This window comes from Bacillus sp. es.034 (assembly GCF_002563655.1).
In the GTDB taxonomy this organism is placed as follows: Bacteria; Bacillota; Bacilli; order Bacillales; family Bacillaceae_B; genus Rossellomorea.
The window spans coordinates 424,913-438,416 of record NZ_PDIY01000001.1 but is presented as its reverse complement, the minus strand read 5'-3'; the positions used below and the strand labels follow the sequence as shown (position 1 = coordinate 438,416).

11 protein-coding genes and 1 other annotated feature are annotated in these 13,504 nt (G+C 45.1%); of the genes, 7 read left to right on the top strand and 4 right to left on the bottom strand.

Features of this window, described 5'->3' with window-relative positions:
* The first annotated feature begins 279 nt into the window (after window positions 1-279).
* A complete protein-coding gene (locus ATG71_RS02225) occupies window positions 280-801 on the top strand; it encodes a superoxide dismutase family protein (RefSeq protein WP_098438323.1) in 522 nt (173 codons plus the stop codon).
* A gap of 50 nt (window positions 802-851) precedes the next feature.
* Here ATG71_RS02225 and ATG71_RS02220 read toward each other — a convergent pair whose 3' ends face one another.
* Window positions 852-2,195: a sodium-dependent transporter gene (locus ATG71_RS02220; RefSeq protein WP_098438322.1), complete on the bottom strand. Its 1,344-nt coding sequence runs from the start codon at window positions 2,193-2,195 to the stop codon at window positions 852-854.
* 75 nt (window positions 2,196-2,270) lie between these two features.
* Window positions 2,271-2,480: a binding site (T-box leader), on the bottom strand.
* Between the two features lie 253 nt (window positions 2,481-2,733).
* Between ATG71_RS02220 and ATG71_RS02215 the strand changes: the two genes are divergently transcribed.
* From ATG71_RS02215 to ATG71_RS02205, 3 genes are all read left to right on the top strand, one after another.
* A complete protein-coding gene (locus ATG71_RS02215; RefSeq protein ID WP_098438321.1) occupies window positions 2,734-3,849 on the top strand; it encodes an NAD(P)/FAD-dependent oxidoreductase in 1,116 nt (371 codons plus the stop codon).
* A 105-nt stretch (window positions 3,850-3,954) separates the two neighbouring features.
* The gene (locus tag ATG71_RS02210; protein ID WP_098438320.1) at window positions 3,955-5,511 is read left to right on the top strand and encodes an ABC-F family ATP-binding cassette domain-containing protein; all 1,557 of its coding nucleotides are present in this window, start codon (window positions 3,955-3,957) and stop codon (window positions 5,509-5,511) included.
* A 162-nt stretch (window positions 5,512-5,673) separates the two neighbouring features.
* Complete coding sequence (locus ATG71_RS02205) at window positions 5,674-6,891, top strand: ISL3 family transposase (RefSeq protein WP_098438319.1); 1,218 nt, start codon at window positions 5,674-5,676, stop codon at window positions 6,889-6,891.
* Between the two features lie 57 nt (window positions 6,892-6,948).
* On the opposite strand, the gene ATG71_RS02200 is transcribed toward ATG71_RS02205, so the two are convergent.
* Both ATG71_RS02200 and ATG71_RS02195 read right to left on the bottom strand, forming a co-directional pair.
* Window positions 6,949-7,638 (bottom strand): GntR family transcriptional regulator, encoded by a 690-nt coding sequence (locus ATG71_RS02200; RefSeq protein ID WP_179886433.1) that lies wholly within the window; start codon window positions 7,636-7,638, stop codon window positions 6,949-6,951.
* Between the two features lie 111 nt (window positions 7,639-7,749).
* Complete coding sequence (locus tag ATG71_RS02195; protein WP_098438317.1) at window positions 7,750-8,595, bottom strand: YitT family protein; 846 nt, start codon at window positions 8,593-8,595, stop codon at window positions 7,750-7,752.
* Between the two features lie 245 nt (window positions 8,596-8,840).
* Between ATG71_RS02195 and ATG71_RS02190 the strand changes: the two genes are divergently transcribed.
* Both ATG71_RS02190 and ATG71_RS02185 read left to right on the top strand, forming a co-directional pair.
* Entirely contained in the window at window positions 8,841-9,296 is a 456-nt protein-coding gene (locus ATG71_RS02190; RefSeq protein ID WP_179886432.1) for a MarR family winged helix-turn-helix transcriptional regulator, read from the top strand.
* A gap of 12 nt (window positions 9,297-9,308) precedes the next feature.
* On the top strand, window positions 9,309-10,907 hold the full coding sequence (locus tag ATG71_RS02185) for an MDR family MFS transporter (RefSeq protein ID WP_098438315.1): 1,599 nt from the start codon (window positions 9,309-9,311) through the stop codon (window positions 10,905-10,907).
* 48 nt (window positions 10,908-10,955) lie between these two features.
* On the opposite strand, the gene ATG71_RS02180 is transcribed toward ATG71_RS02185, so the two are convergent.
* Entirely contained in the window at window positions 10,956-11,864 is a 909-nt protein-coding gene (locus tag ATG71_RS02180; RefSeq protein WP_098438314.1) for a DUF899 family protein, read from the bottom strand.
* Window positions 11,865-12,177: 313 nt separating this feature from the next.
* Between ATG71_RS02180 and ATG71_RS02175 the strand changes: the two genes are divergently transcribed.
* Window positions 12,178-13,503, top strand: a complete 1,326-nt coding sequence (locus ATG71_RS02175) for a phenylacetate--CoA ligase family protein (RefSeq protein ID WP_098438313.1) — start codon at window positions 12,178-12,180, stop codon at window positions 13,501-13,503.
* Window position 13,504 lies beyond the last annotated feature (1 nt).

Below are 13,504 nucleotides of genomic sequence, written 5' to 3'. Positions count from 1 at the left end.
CAGGGGATGCCCCTATAGAAAAAAGAAGTTCCCACCCGGAGATCGATCATCGGTCCAATCTGTGAGGTAAAAAATTTAAACAAACGTTTGATTAGTGGGATAAACCCTGATAGGAAAGGGGGTTGGGTAGTTAAACAAACGTTTGGTTAGTGGTCTTACCTCTTATGGGAAAGGATCCCTGTGGTTAAAAACAAGTTCTGGGTAAAAGCGATTCACACGGTTTTCATCATGTCACCTCTGCTTTCAACATAAAATGTTTTGAAGGAAGGGGGATGACGGATGAATTATTATCAATATGGCTATCCTGCTTATTCCTATTATCGAAATGCGCCTAATATGGCCTACGCTCACATTCAGGGAGGTCCACTCGCTCCAGGGCTCAAAGGATATGTCTTTTTCCGTGAAGTGCAGAATGGTGTAGAAGTATTTGCCGAGGTGACAGGTTTACCTCCCTATAAGGAAGGAAAGGGTGATCAAAAGCCGATCGGTCCCCACGGATTTCACCTCCATGAAAAAGGGGTATGTGAAATAGGGGATCCCAATGAACCTTTCACGTCTGCAGGAGGGCATTGGAATCCGACCAATCAGCCGCATGGGAATCATGCAGGGGATTTTCCTGTCCTGTTTTCAAATGACGGCTACGCAAAGATGTCCTTTTTTACGAATAAATTCAACGTAAAAGATGTGATAGGGAAGGGTGTCATCATTCATCAAAATCCGGATGACTTCAGGTCACAGCCTTCAGGAGATGCAGGGAAACGATTGGCGTGTGGATTGATCATGGGGTATGGAGCATCATAAAGAAAAGGGTTGACCCTAAACTGCGGGTCAACCCTTTTGTGTGGCGGGGTTTAAAATACTCCCAACACATCAAGCATCACGAAAAGTATCAACACCGGTGCCACAAAGCGGATCAGGAAGAACCATGTTTCAAATAACCCCCGCTTCAATCCGCTTCCTTGTTTCAACTCTTCATATAGAGCCGTTTTCTTCATTTTGAGAGGAACGAACAGGGCGATAAGCAATGATCCGATTGGAAGCAGTACATTACTTACTGCAAAATCAGCCAGGTCGAAAATGGTTTTGCCAAACAGTGTGACATCTCCAAGTACCCCGAAAGATAAAGCCGATGGGATGCCGCAAACGAAGATGGCAAGACCGATGATCCACGACCATTTCGTACGCTTTCCGGGGTCCCCCTTCGAAATGACGGATACGATGATCTCAAGCATCGAGAACGCTGAAGTCAATGCTGCGAATAAGAACAGCACAAGGAATGCAATGAAGAATAACATGCCGAAAGGAAGCTGACTGAACACAGTAGGCAGTACGTTGAATAGCAGTACCGGACCCGCACCTGGCTCCAGATCAAAAGCAAAGACTGCCGGGAAAATCGCAAGTCCTGCCAGTAATACGATGAAGATATTCATCGCCACGATCGAAATCGCCGAACGGGGCAGACTCTGTGTTTTCGGAAGGTATGAGCTGTATGTCACCATCACCGACACCCCGACACTTAACGTAAAGAAGGATTGACCCATCGCTTCTAAAATCGTCTGTGACGTTACTTTGGAAAAATCTGGCTTAAGCAGGAATGTAACTCCTTCCACTGCCCCATCAAGGGTCACGGCACGGATCACTAACAGAATGAAAAGAATAAATAATGCCGGCATCATGATTTTACTTGCGAGTTCAATCCCTTTTTCAATCCCCTTGGCTACCACGATGATGGTCATCAAGATGAAGAGGAGCTGGACGAATACACTTATCCCGGGATTTGAAATCGTTGCCCCGAACACTTCTGCGTATTGATCTGAAGAAAGGCCGTTTAATTGTCCTGTAACAGCTTTGAATAAATAAACGACGATCCATCCCCCGATGACACTGTAGAAGGAAAGCAGGATGAAGGATGTGATCATCCCGAGGATCCCGACCCAGTGCCATTTGGTCCCGGGAGCGATCTTGCGGTACGAATCCACAGCATTGCTTCCGGCTGTACGTCCGATTGAGAATTCAGCCAGTAATAATGGAAGGCCGAGTAATAAAGTAAATAAAATAAAGATCAGGAAGAATGCTCCGCCTCCATTTTCACCGGCAATGTAAGGGAATTTCCAGATGGCCCCCAATCCGATGGCAGACCCGGCTGCCGCTAAAATAAAGCCGATTTTCGATGACCATTGTTCACGCTGACTCATTCTCATTCTCCTTTCGGTATTTATTGACGTGTGAGGGCATTTTTTAGACCAAATAAAAAAATCGCCCCTACATATCGTAGGGACGATTTGGATATCGCGGTACCACCCTAGTTATGAGAAAATGTTTCTCATCACTCTTCACACATAACGGTCTTACCCGTCTTTTGATCTCGTCAAAAGAAGCTCCGGAATCGAAATTCGCTTCATCTTTGTACCGGTTCACACCAACCACCGGCTCTCTTAAACAGGGAAATGTTCGCTACTGGTTTCCTTCAAAGCTTATTCAATATTAGGTTATACAATTTTTATCATGAATCAAAACGACTTGTCAATCTATTTCGGGAAAAGTAGTGAGAATTGTCTGGAATTGATGGTGGTTTTTGGTTTGGTACGGTGTGGTGATGATTGTGTACCTGGTACAAAAAGGGCAACTTGTACCAGGTACAAGCGGATTCCCGCCCACTAAAACGTGCAGCCATTGAGTTCGCCCTTCTTCTCAAGTAAAATAAAGAAAAAATGGACTGAAAAGGTGTTTTGCATGAAATCATATATGATCATTGGGGCAGGTATTCTCGGGGCTTCCACGGCGTATCATCTGGCGAAGGCAGGAGCGGATGTCACGATTATTGACCGGAAGGACGCTGGACAGGCAACGGATGCAGCGGCAGGAATCGTCTGTCCATGGCTGTCACAGCGCAGGAATAAAGTGTGGTATCGCTTGGCAAAGGGTGGGGCGAATTATTATCCGAGCATCATCGAACAGCTTGAAGCAGACGGCGAGACTGAAACAGGTTATAAACGTGTGGGGGCTATCAGTCTCCACACGGAGGTGCATAAACTCCATAAAATGATGGAAAGAGCGGAGAAACGCAGGGAGGAAGCTCCGGAAATCGGTGAGCTGACGCTTCTGACTTCAGAAGAAACAAGTCAGCGCTTTCCGTTGCTATCAGAAGAGTTCCAGGCTGTACACGTAAGTGGCGCTGCCCGGGTAGATGGCAGGGCACTGCGGGATGCACTCTTGAACGGGGCTAAAAAGTATGGGGCATCATTCCGACAAGGGGATGCCGGATTGTTACACGAAAAAAACCGGATCACTGGCGTCAAAATAGCGGATGAAATGCTTCAGGCGGACGGGGTGATCGTTACAGCCGGCGCCTGGGCGAAGGAACTCTTTCAGCCTCTCGGAATAGACTTTCTTGTAACCTCCCAGAAAGCACAAATCCTCCATCTGGAAATGGGAGGGGGAGAGACGGGGGAATGGCCCGTCGTCATGCCCCCAAATGATCAATACCTCCTTGCCTTCCCAGAGGGAAAAGTCGTGGCAGGGGCCACTCATGAAAATGATGTTGGTTTTGATCAACGGGTAACCGCTGGAGGGCTGCATGAAATTCTTCATAAAGCAATGGACGTTGCACCGGGAATCAGCGATGGAACAGTAGTAGAGACAAGAGTGGGGTTCCGACCGTTCACTCCTGGATTCCTTCCGGTTTTCGGAGCGATGCCGGGGCTTGATGATGTCTGGGTGGCAAATGGTCTTGGGGCATCGGGTTTGACGGTTGGTCCATACCTTGGATCGGAGCTTGCCAAATTGGTGATGGGTGAATCGACTGATCTCGATCCCGCGGATTATGACGTTGCGGGGGCAATCGGGTAAAGGGAAGTAAAAAAACACCAGCTCATTTCCCCCTATCTTCTAAGCAAAAGGACCCTTATAATAGAGAGAGCGAATTTTAGTATAGAAAGAAAAGGTGTTTACGACATGAGTTTATTAACAGTCAAAAATTTAACTCACGGTTTCGGCGACCGTGCGATTTTTAATGACGTCTCTTTCCGGTTGTTGAAGGGTGAGCATATCGGCTTGATCGGTGCCAACGGGGAAGGAAAGTCTACATTTATGAATATCATTACAGGAAAGCTTGAGCCGGATGAAGGAAAAGTCGAATGGGCGAAGAGGATCCGCATCGGGTATCTGGATCAGCATGCGAAGCTGAAGCAGGGGATGACGATCCGGGACGTGTTGAAGACGGCCTTTCAATACCTCTTTGATATGGAAACAGAAATGAATGAGCTGTTTGCCAAGATGGGGGACGCCACTCCTGAAGAACTGGAAGGATTGCTCGAGGAAACCGGGACCCTTCAGGATGCCCTGACAAATAATGATTTCTACATCATTGATGCCAAGGTGGAAGAAATCGGCCGTGGACTTGGATTGGATGATATCGGATTGGATAAGGATGTCCACGATTTAAGCGGGGGACAGCGGACGAAGGTATTGCTGGCAAAGCTTTTACTTGAAAAGCCGGACATCCTGTTACTCGATGAGCCTACCAACTATCTTGATGAGCAGCATATCAACTGGTTGAGACGCTATCTTCAGGAATATGAAAATGCCTTTATCCTGATCTCTCATGATATCCCGTTCTTAAATAGTGTCATCAATCTGATCTACCATATGGAAAATCAAGAGTTGAATCGCTATGCGGGAGACTATCACGAATTCAAGCGTGTTCACGAAATGAAGAAGCAGCAGTTAGAGTCAGCGTTCAAGAGGCAGCAGCAGGAAATCTCGGAGTTGAAGGATTTCGTGGCCCGTAATAAGGCCCGCGTATCCACCCGTAACATGGCCATGTCCCGTCAGAAGAAGCTTGATAAGATGGATATGATCGAGCTGTCTGCAGAAAAGCCGAAGCCGGAATTCAACTTTAAACTAGCGAGGACCGCCGGCCGGGTCATCTTTGAAACGAAGGATCTTGTGATCGGGTATGATGAACCGTTATCAAGGCCTCTCAACCTCAAGATGGAGCGTGGTCAGAAGATTGCTCTATCAGGAGCCAACGGAATCGGGAAGACGACTCTATTACGGAGCATCCTCGGGGAAATCAAACCGATCTCCGGTTCAGTGGAACTCGGGGACTATCTTCATATCGGTTATTTCGAGCAGGAAATCAAATCAAAGAATAATAACACGTGCATCGAAGAGGTGTGGAATGAGTTTCCTTCCATGAATCAGGCAGAAGTGCGTGCAGCCCTTGCCAAATGCGGATTGACGACGAAGCATATCGAAAGCAAGGTAGAGGTGCTGAGCGGTGGGGAAAAAGCCAAGGTGCGCCTATGCAAATTAATGAACAAAGAATCGAACGTCCTTGTGTTCGATGAACCGACCAATCACTTGGACGTAGAGGCTAAGGAAGAGTTGAAACGGGCATTGAAGGAATACAAAGGCACCGTGCTCTTAATCAGCCACGAACCTGACTTCTACCAGGATGTAGCGACGGAAGTATGGAACTGTGAAGACTGGACAACGAAATTGTTCTAATGAAAAAAGCCGAATCCCGCAAGTAACGGGATTCGGCTTTTTTGGGTTCTATAATATTTGTTGGGGTTCTTACACAATTTGAACATAAAAAATGCACGTAATCATCCAGTCTTTTATACTTGAGTTGTCGAGAAACAAGTATAGATTGGAGATACGTGCATAATGAATTCTAACATAATTTTACCGGGTTTTGAAGATACATTGGTTACGAAAATGGAAGAAGTGGAAGCGAGACTTTGTATTTATGTAGAAATGCCAGTTACAGCTCACAGATGTCCGGTTTGTACTACTTCCACCCATAAGATTCACGACTATCGGACACAAAAAATTAAGCATTTAAAACTGTTTGAAAGACACACACTCATCTTTTACAAACGAAGAAGGTACGCTTGCCCTTGCGGGAAGAAGTTTGCGGAAAAGAATCCCTTTGTGAAACGATACCAACGGTTATCTCTCGAACTGAACCAAGCGGTTAAAATTCGTAGTATTAAAGGCAAAACCTTCAAGGAAACGGCAGAGGTGTATGGAACATCCTCTTCAACGGTCGTCAGGCGCTTTGATCAATTGGCAAAGGAAACGGTTAACGAGGAAGCGAAGGAATTGCCTAAGGTCATTGCCATTGATGAATACAAAGGCGATACCAAAGAGGGTAAGTACCAGCTCATCATCGCAAATGGCATCACCAAAGAACCCATCGACATCCTTCCGAATCGGTACAAAAACACGATTAAGCACTATCTTAGAAAGTATGGCGCTCAGGTAGAAGTCGTCGTCATGGATATGAGTCAATCTTTTAAAGCCGCTGTCACGCAAGCACTTGGGAAGCCTATTATTGTGGCGGATAGGTTTCACTTTGTTCGGTATATTTATTGGGCTCTTGATAACGTAAGGAGAAGAGTTCAATCCAGCTGGCATGACTACGATCGGAAGAAATGCAAAAAAATGCGCCACGTATTCTATAAAAAGTCTTGTAAGTTAACAGAGGACAATCGATGGTATCTTCAACGGTACCTGGATATGTCCCCTGAATTAAAGCAGGCTTATGAATTGAAAGAGCTCTTCTGTCACTGGTTCGATGAGGCTAAACAAAATGGAGAAGAGAACATCCAACAAACCAAACATGACTTATATTCCTTTTACAAAGCTATTGATGAGGCTGGCATACCAGAGTTTCAAAAAGCAGCGCAAACCTTAAAAAATTGGCAGATTGAAATCTTAAATAGCTTTATGTACAACTACTCCAATGGCTTTTTGGAGGGAATCAATAACTTAACGAAAGTGATGAAGCGAAACGCATTTGGATTTCGAAGCTTTACGCGTTTTCGAGCTAAAATATTATTAACACATAAGTATAAAAGGTTGGGTTCACATATTGGATAAGGGTGAAGCAACAATCACTTCACCCCAACATTTGACGTTGAACCCTTTTTTGCGTTATTAAAGTGATTCTTCCAATACGGACTCCAACGAAGAATACCCATTTTCCTCTAACCGGAGATCATCGAAACTATGCTTCATATGAAGGTCGATTAGTTCCAGGAGAGTCTGCTGATCCTTGTTTTCGATAGCCTTTACCATTTCCTCATGCTCCCGGAAGCGGACGTTTTCCCCGGGCTCCACATGATAGAACACATCAAATAAAAACAAATAGACATTGGACTGGGTAAGCATTTCATCCATGTAGCGAATCAGGAATTTATTCCCGCTTATTTCGGCCAGGAACAAATGAAATTGCTTATTAAGCTCGACGTATTTTAACAAATCCTTTTGTCTATACGTTTCCTGTTCCTCTTCAAGAAACGAATAGAGCTTGGACATATCGGATTTTCTAACTTTAGGCAGGCCGTACTTTACAGTCAGGAATTCGATTTCTTTCCTCAATTCAAAAAAAGAAATGATCTCCTCCCTGGTAGGATGGACGACGAATGCGCCCCGGTTCGGAATGATCTGAATCAGCCCCTCTGCTTCCAGCCGTTTCAACGCATGGCGGATAGGAGTCCTGCTGACAGCCATCTTCTGAGAGATGATTTGCTCGACCAGCTGGGTACCGGGTGCGATCTTCCTCGCCAATAAGGCGTCTTTTAGATGGCTATATACTTTTCGTTCTGTTGTCTGTCTTTTCTTCACGGTATCATCCATTCAATCGAATATTTCCTTCTCCTATCATATATGAAAAAGAGGGTGATCCAAAATCGGGTGCCTTCTAGAAAAAGACACCTGATTTCAGTATCAGCCCATTTAAGCAAATGATTTAAAGTTATTTCCCCAGATTTCGTTCATGCTGTGAACCGTAATGAATGCTTTCTCATCGGTACATTGAATATATGATTTCAACTTGGAGAAGTCCTTGCGTCCGACAATGGTCGTGATGACTTCTTTCTGATCATCAGAAAAGGCACCCTTGGCCGAATGGACAGTAGCTCCTCTTTCCAGGTCACCAACGATGTACTCCTTGATTTCTTCGCTGTGTTCGCTGATGATGACCACTTCTTTGCTTTCATTGAAAAATTGAAGCGTGCGGTCGATCATCAGCCCCTTGAGCAACAAACCAAAAAATGCATATAGTCCGACCTGCAGTCCGAAGAACCAGGCAGACGCAAGGACAATCAGAACATCCGAAGCAAGAACGGCCCGTCCCAGTTCCAGTCCGGTGAATTTGTGGATGATTTTCGCCAGGACCCCTGTACCGCCGGCGGAAGCGCCCTGATTAAAGATCATGGCGACTCCGATAGCTCCGATCAGCGTCCCGATGACAATTTGAATCAGGACGTCATGTCCGATCGGGTTTTGAAGAGGATGGAATACCTCCAATCCCCAAACCATTCCACTGAGGGAGAAACTGGCGAACACGGATTTCAATCCGAAACCCGGACCGATCAATATGAGGCCGAGAATGAATAATAACATGTCCAGTGTAAACATGATGACGCCTACAGGCAGGTCCATAAATTGAGAAAGTACGATGCCTGCCCCGCTCGTCCCTCCTGTGCCCACTTTATTCGGTGAAAGGAAAAAATGTATATTCAATGCGATTAAAAACGCACCAAGAGATATGTTTAATAATGATTGAACTTGTTTCATCATGGAGTATGCTCCTTTTGAATGACGGTAGTTTGAAAAACAATCAACCCGATTATAAAGAGTGTATAACCCCATGTAAATGATAAATTCTTATGAAAGCATTTACGTATAAAAGTTTTTATAATGCGTGTTTTCTGATATTTTTGCTAATAAAATAGGGGAGAAAAATTGATTGACTTTTTTACCTAAGGTGATTAATATTTAAACAGGTTAAATATTAAACGATTGAATAGAAATGGGGGATGATCTTGGACCTGGAACAGATCCAGCACTCATATATAGATCGCTTATTTACAGCATTTCACGTAACGAATCGTCATATTCAGCAGGAAATGGCGGTTGCATTGAAAGATATGAATTTAACAGGTCCTCAGTTTTTCATACTCTATCTTTTGTCGACTTCAGAAGAAATGAAATCGACGGAGCTGGCTGAGAAGTTAGATGTAAAGCCAAGTGCGATCACCGTCATGATCGATCGCCTGCTTAAGAATGATTTGGTCTCGAGGCAGAGAGATGAGAATGACCGCCGGATTGTAAAGTTAGAGCTTACAACAGGCGGACGAGAGGTTTTCGAGATGGCGAAAAAGGTAAGGAGGGGAATCTTCTCCCGGTACCTCGCCTATCTGGATGAGGCCGATGTCGATCAGCTTGTAACGATTTACGAAAAGCTCGCTGCAGCTATTGAGAACAATACAGAAGAATAAGGAGAGAAATATATGTCAGTACAACCAGGGATAAATAAACGTTTGGTTCTGACCGGTCTGATCATCGGGATGTTCTTTAGTGCCCTTGAACAAACGGTGGTCGGGACCGCGATGCCGACAATCATTGCAGAATTGAACGGGTTTTCCATTTTTGCATGGGTAACCACGGCTTACTTAATCACTTCCACAACGGTAACACCGATCGTGGGGAAATTATCGGATTTATATGGCAGACGATTATTGTATTTGATCGGAGTCATCATCTTTATTATCGGGTCAGGGTTATGTGCCACGGCCAATTCCATGGAGCAACTTGTCCTGTATCGGGGCCTTCAGGGAATCGGAGGAGGTATGATCATGCCTTTATCCCAAACCATCATTGGAGATATCTTCACTGCTGAGCAGCGTGCGAAATGGCAGGGTGTGTTCGGGGCTTTATTCGGATTGAGCTCGGTCATCGGACCGTTCATTGGCGGATTCATCGTCGATACAATCAGCTGGCACTGGATATTCTTGATCAACGTACCGTTTGGATTATTATCAGCCCTTCTATTATTCATCGGTTTGAAATATGAAAATGTCGGTCGCCCGACGGATAAGGTAAGCATTGATTACCTGGGAATCATCACCCTGATCCCGGCATTGATCCTCTTATTACTCGGACTGAATTTCGGTGGGGATAAATTCGAGTGGGTTTCAGGAACAAGCTTCATGCTATTTGGCGGATCCATCGTCTTGCTTCTGGTCTTCGGGTTCATTGAAAACAAAGCGAAGGAACCAATCCTTGATTTAACTCTGTTTAAAAATCGGGTATTTGCCACAACGAATGCTTTAGGGTTCCTTCTCGGATTAGGAATGTTCGGTGCGATCATGTTCGTACCGATGTTCATGCAGGGGATCCTCGGGGTGACGCCTACTCAAGCGGGATCTACCATGACACCGATGATGATCGCTTTGATCACGGCGAGTATCATCGGCGGAAGATTATTATTAAGACTGAGATATCGTACAGTCCTGACGGCAGGAATGCTGATCACAGTGGTTGGATTCTTCTTGATGAGTACGATGGGTCCTGAATCGAAGGAATATACAGCGTATATGTACATGATCGTGATGGGATTTGGAATGGGTCTTGTCATGCCGACCCTTATGATCGCGGTTCAAAATGAATTCCCTAAATCGAGACTGGGAGCCGTCACATCCTCTGCAACGTTCTTCCGTTCCATCGGGGGGACGATTGGGATCACGGTACTAAATGCTGTGATGAATCAATCCCTTCAGGAAAATATGAAGGATGTAGCGGCACAGCAGGATAATCCTGCTGCAGCTCAGATCCTTGGCGGGTTAAGCGAAAAAACGGATGCACTATTCGGACTCCTCGTGACCCCGGGATTACTGGAAGTACCGAAAGAAATCGGAAGCATCGTGATTGCTTCGATTGAAACCGCCTGGTCCGATGCATTCACCACCGTCTTCTTAACAGGCCTGATCTTCATTGCCATCGGCGTGGGAGTGGCCCTGTCGGTCGGAAACGGGAAGATTAAACGTGATAAAGAATTACAGGAAGAAGCTGAGAAGGAAGAGACAATCCTTAAACCGGCAACTGAATAATTGGGAAAGAGCCTGCTTTGGATGATTTCAAGGCAGGCTTTTTTATATTTAATTGTTTTTTCGGACCTCATACAAATGAAACGACAATCCAAATGGATCCGATATCATTTCACTTTTCGAATGATAGACATGATCTATCCTGCAGCCGCTGTCCAGGAGCTTTTGCTTACTTCTATCAAAATCATCCACAGCGAACTCGAAATGCACGGTGTTATGATCACTATCTTCAATGAAGAAATTCCGCCCATTCATCGAGAACTTTGTTTCCTTTTGTCCTTGCTCTTCAACCTTCATTCCAATGATATTCGTGTAAAATTGAATCGCTTCACTGTAATGCTTCACTCCAACTGCAACATTATGAGTGAGCTGAAAGGATGAACGAAGGTTATGCTTCAGCTGAGGGACATAATCTTCTGATGGAGCATGTAATAAATCCAGTAAAGAATAAATGACGCAATATTCGTCTCCGGGCCCGAAGTAAGCAGAGCTGCAATGATAAATCATACCTTCTTCACTTTTTTTGAAAGTGGATACTCCAGGCATGGAGGTTTTCTCGTTTTTAAACCCGAGATCTTGTGAAAAAGTGTTTTCTTTCGATGATACAAGTGGAAAGGACCACCCTTTTGAAGCTGCAAAGTCTTCTTGAACGTCCGGGTCGTCTGGAGAGGATAGAACAAATTCACAACGACTTAACAAATGATGATACACCCCATTAAAGCCATCCCCCCACATGGAACAATAGCGACAATTCCTCCCCATATTATGGATGATGATAAGTTCATCCTTATCTTTGAAAAGTTCCTCCAGTGTAACGGTTTGTTGATCAGTTGTTAAAAAGAGGTAGTTTTCAACCTTTTGCGGCGCTTGTTCTTTGCGTAGCTGTGCAAGCTGCCTTTTCTTTTCAATGATTTCCAACTCTAATGCCTGTATTTCCTTTGTTCCTTCAAATGTGGTCATTTTATGGCCTCCTTTTAGAACTTGTCCTATGTAAGATTTCTGTATTGGTGTGAGATGTCCTTCTTTTTTGAAAAAGGGAAGGAGAATAGTGGTTGTTCATGATGTGGCACTCCAACTCTGAATTTCTCCATTACTACTACCGGCGGGTCCCCTATGACATAAAATGTACTTTGATTAAATTTTCTGAAAATATATTGACAATTTTCAGCAGACACGTTATCTTTTGAGTAGTTGAATATAACACATATTTAAGTAAACGAATTAATAACGTTATATAAATATATTTTTATATCATATCAGGGAGGCCGATACATTGATTTTGCATGAGATTGAAACCGCCGGTCGATCGCAAATGGAGCGCCTTCAGCTAGAGAGACTGCAACATGTTGCTTCAGTCGTTTATGAGAAAGTTCCCTTTTACCGGGAGCAGTTTGAGAGAAGGGGCATCAAGCCGGAAGATATAAAGTCTTTGTCAGACTTAAAAATGTTACCGCTTACAATCAAGAAAGACCTTCGTGATCATTATCCATTCGGCCTGTTTGCCGTAGAGCGCGAGGAGATGGTAAGGGTCCATGCTTCAAGCGGTACGAGCGGGAAGCCCACAGTCGTAGGCTATACCCAGAATGATATTGAGATGTGGGGCGGAATCGTGGCACGGGCAATCAGCATGGCAGGCGGGAAACCGGGAGATGTCCTGCATAACGCATATGGATATGGTTTATTCACCGGGGGCCTTGGTCTTCATTATGGCAGTGAGAAGCTCGGGATGATCACGGTTCCGGTGTCAGGAGGGAACATGTCCAGGCAAATCACCTTATTGGAAGACTTCAAGCCGTCCATCATATGCGGTACGCCTTCGTACGTTCTCAATTTAGCTGAATCCATGGAGGCACAAGGAAAAGATCCGGCTTCCCTTTCTGTGAAATATGGAATCTTCGGGGCCGAGCCTTGGTCGGATTCAATGAGGAAGACGCTGGAGCGGAAGATGGATATTAAAGCATGCGATATCTACGGGTTAAGTGAAGTCATCGGACCCGGGGTTGCCATGGAATGTCATGAAGCGCGGGACGGCCTTCATATTGCAGAGGATCATTTCCTCGTGGAAGTCATTAACCCGGATACGTTAGAGACCCTGCCGGAAGGGGAAGTCGGGGAACTTGTGTTTACAAGCTTGACGAAGGAAGCCTTTCCAATCATCCGGTACAGGACCGGGGATATCGCTTCGATCCAGCATGGGACCTGTTCATGTGGACGGACGACGGTGAAGATGTCCAGGGTGAAAGGAAGAGTCGATGACATGCTCATCATCAGGGGAGTGAACGTGTTTCCATCGGAAATGGAGCATTTTCTGCTTCAGATAAATGAGCTTGCACCACATTATCAGGTTCACTTAAAGAAAAAAGGGGCACTGGATGTAGTGGAGTTGCAGGTTGAAGTGACGGATGAATGTTTTAATGGGGTATCGAACGACTTACATCATGACCGCCTGAATGAATTGGAAAGAAAAGTGAAGGGGCTGATGAAAGATCGTTGCTACGTTTCCATGGATGTCAAAGTGAAAGCTCCCAGGGAAATCCCCCGCTCAGAGGGAAAAGCGATCCGGATTGTCGATCTCAGAGGAGAGGCCATGCTTCAATAAA

What these genes read in the sequence shown, in the direction of transcription:
- ATG71_RS02215 (WP_098438321.1), top strand. Translation starts at nt 2,734, where the DNA reads ATGAAATCATATATGATCATTGGGGCAGGTATTCTCGGGGCTTCCACG.
- ATG71_RS02225 (WP_098438323.1), top strand. Translation starts at nt 280, where the DNA reads ATGAATTATTATCAATATGGCTATCCTGCTTATTCCTATTATCGAAAT.
- ATG71_RS02220 (WP_098438322.1), bottom strand. Translation starts at nt 2,195, where the DNA reads ATGAGTCAGCGTGAACAATGGTCATCGAAAATCGGCTTTATTTTAGCG.
- ATG71_RS02210 (WP_098438320.1), top strand. Translation starts at nt 3,955, where the DNA reads ATGAGTTTATTAACAGTCAAAAATTTAACTCACGGTTTCGGCGACCGT.
- ATG71_RS02195 (WP_098438317.1), bottom strand. Translation starts at nt 8,595, where the DNA reads ATGATGAAACAAGTTCAATCATTATTAAACATATCTCTTGGTGCGTTT.
- ATG71_RS02180 (WP_098438314.1), bottom strand. Translation starts at nt 11,864, where the DNA reads ATGACCACATTTGAAGGAACAAAGGAAATACAGGCATTAGAGTTGGAA.
- ATG71_RS02185 (WP_098438315.1), top strand. Translation starts at nt 9,309, where the DNA reads ATGTCAGTACAACCAGGGATAAATAAACGTTTGGTTCTGACCGGTCTG.
- ATG71_RS02205 (WP_098438319.1), top strand. Translation starts at nt 5,674, where the DNA reads ATGAATTCTAACATAATTTTACCGGGTTTTGAAGATACATTGGTTACG.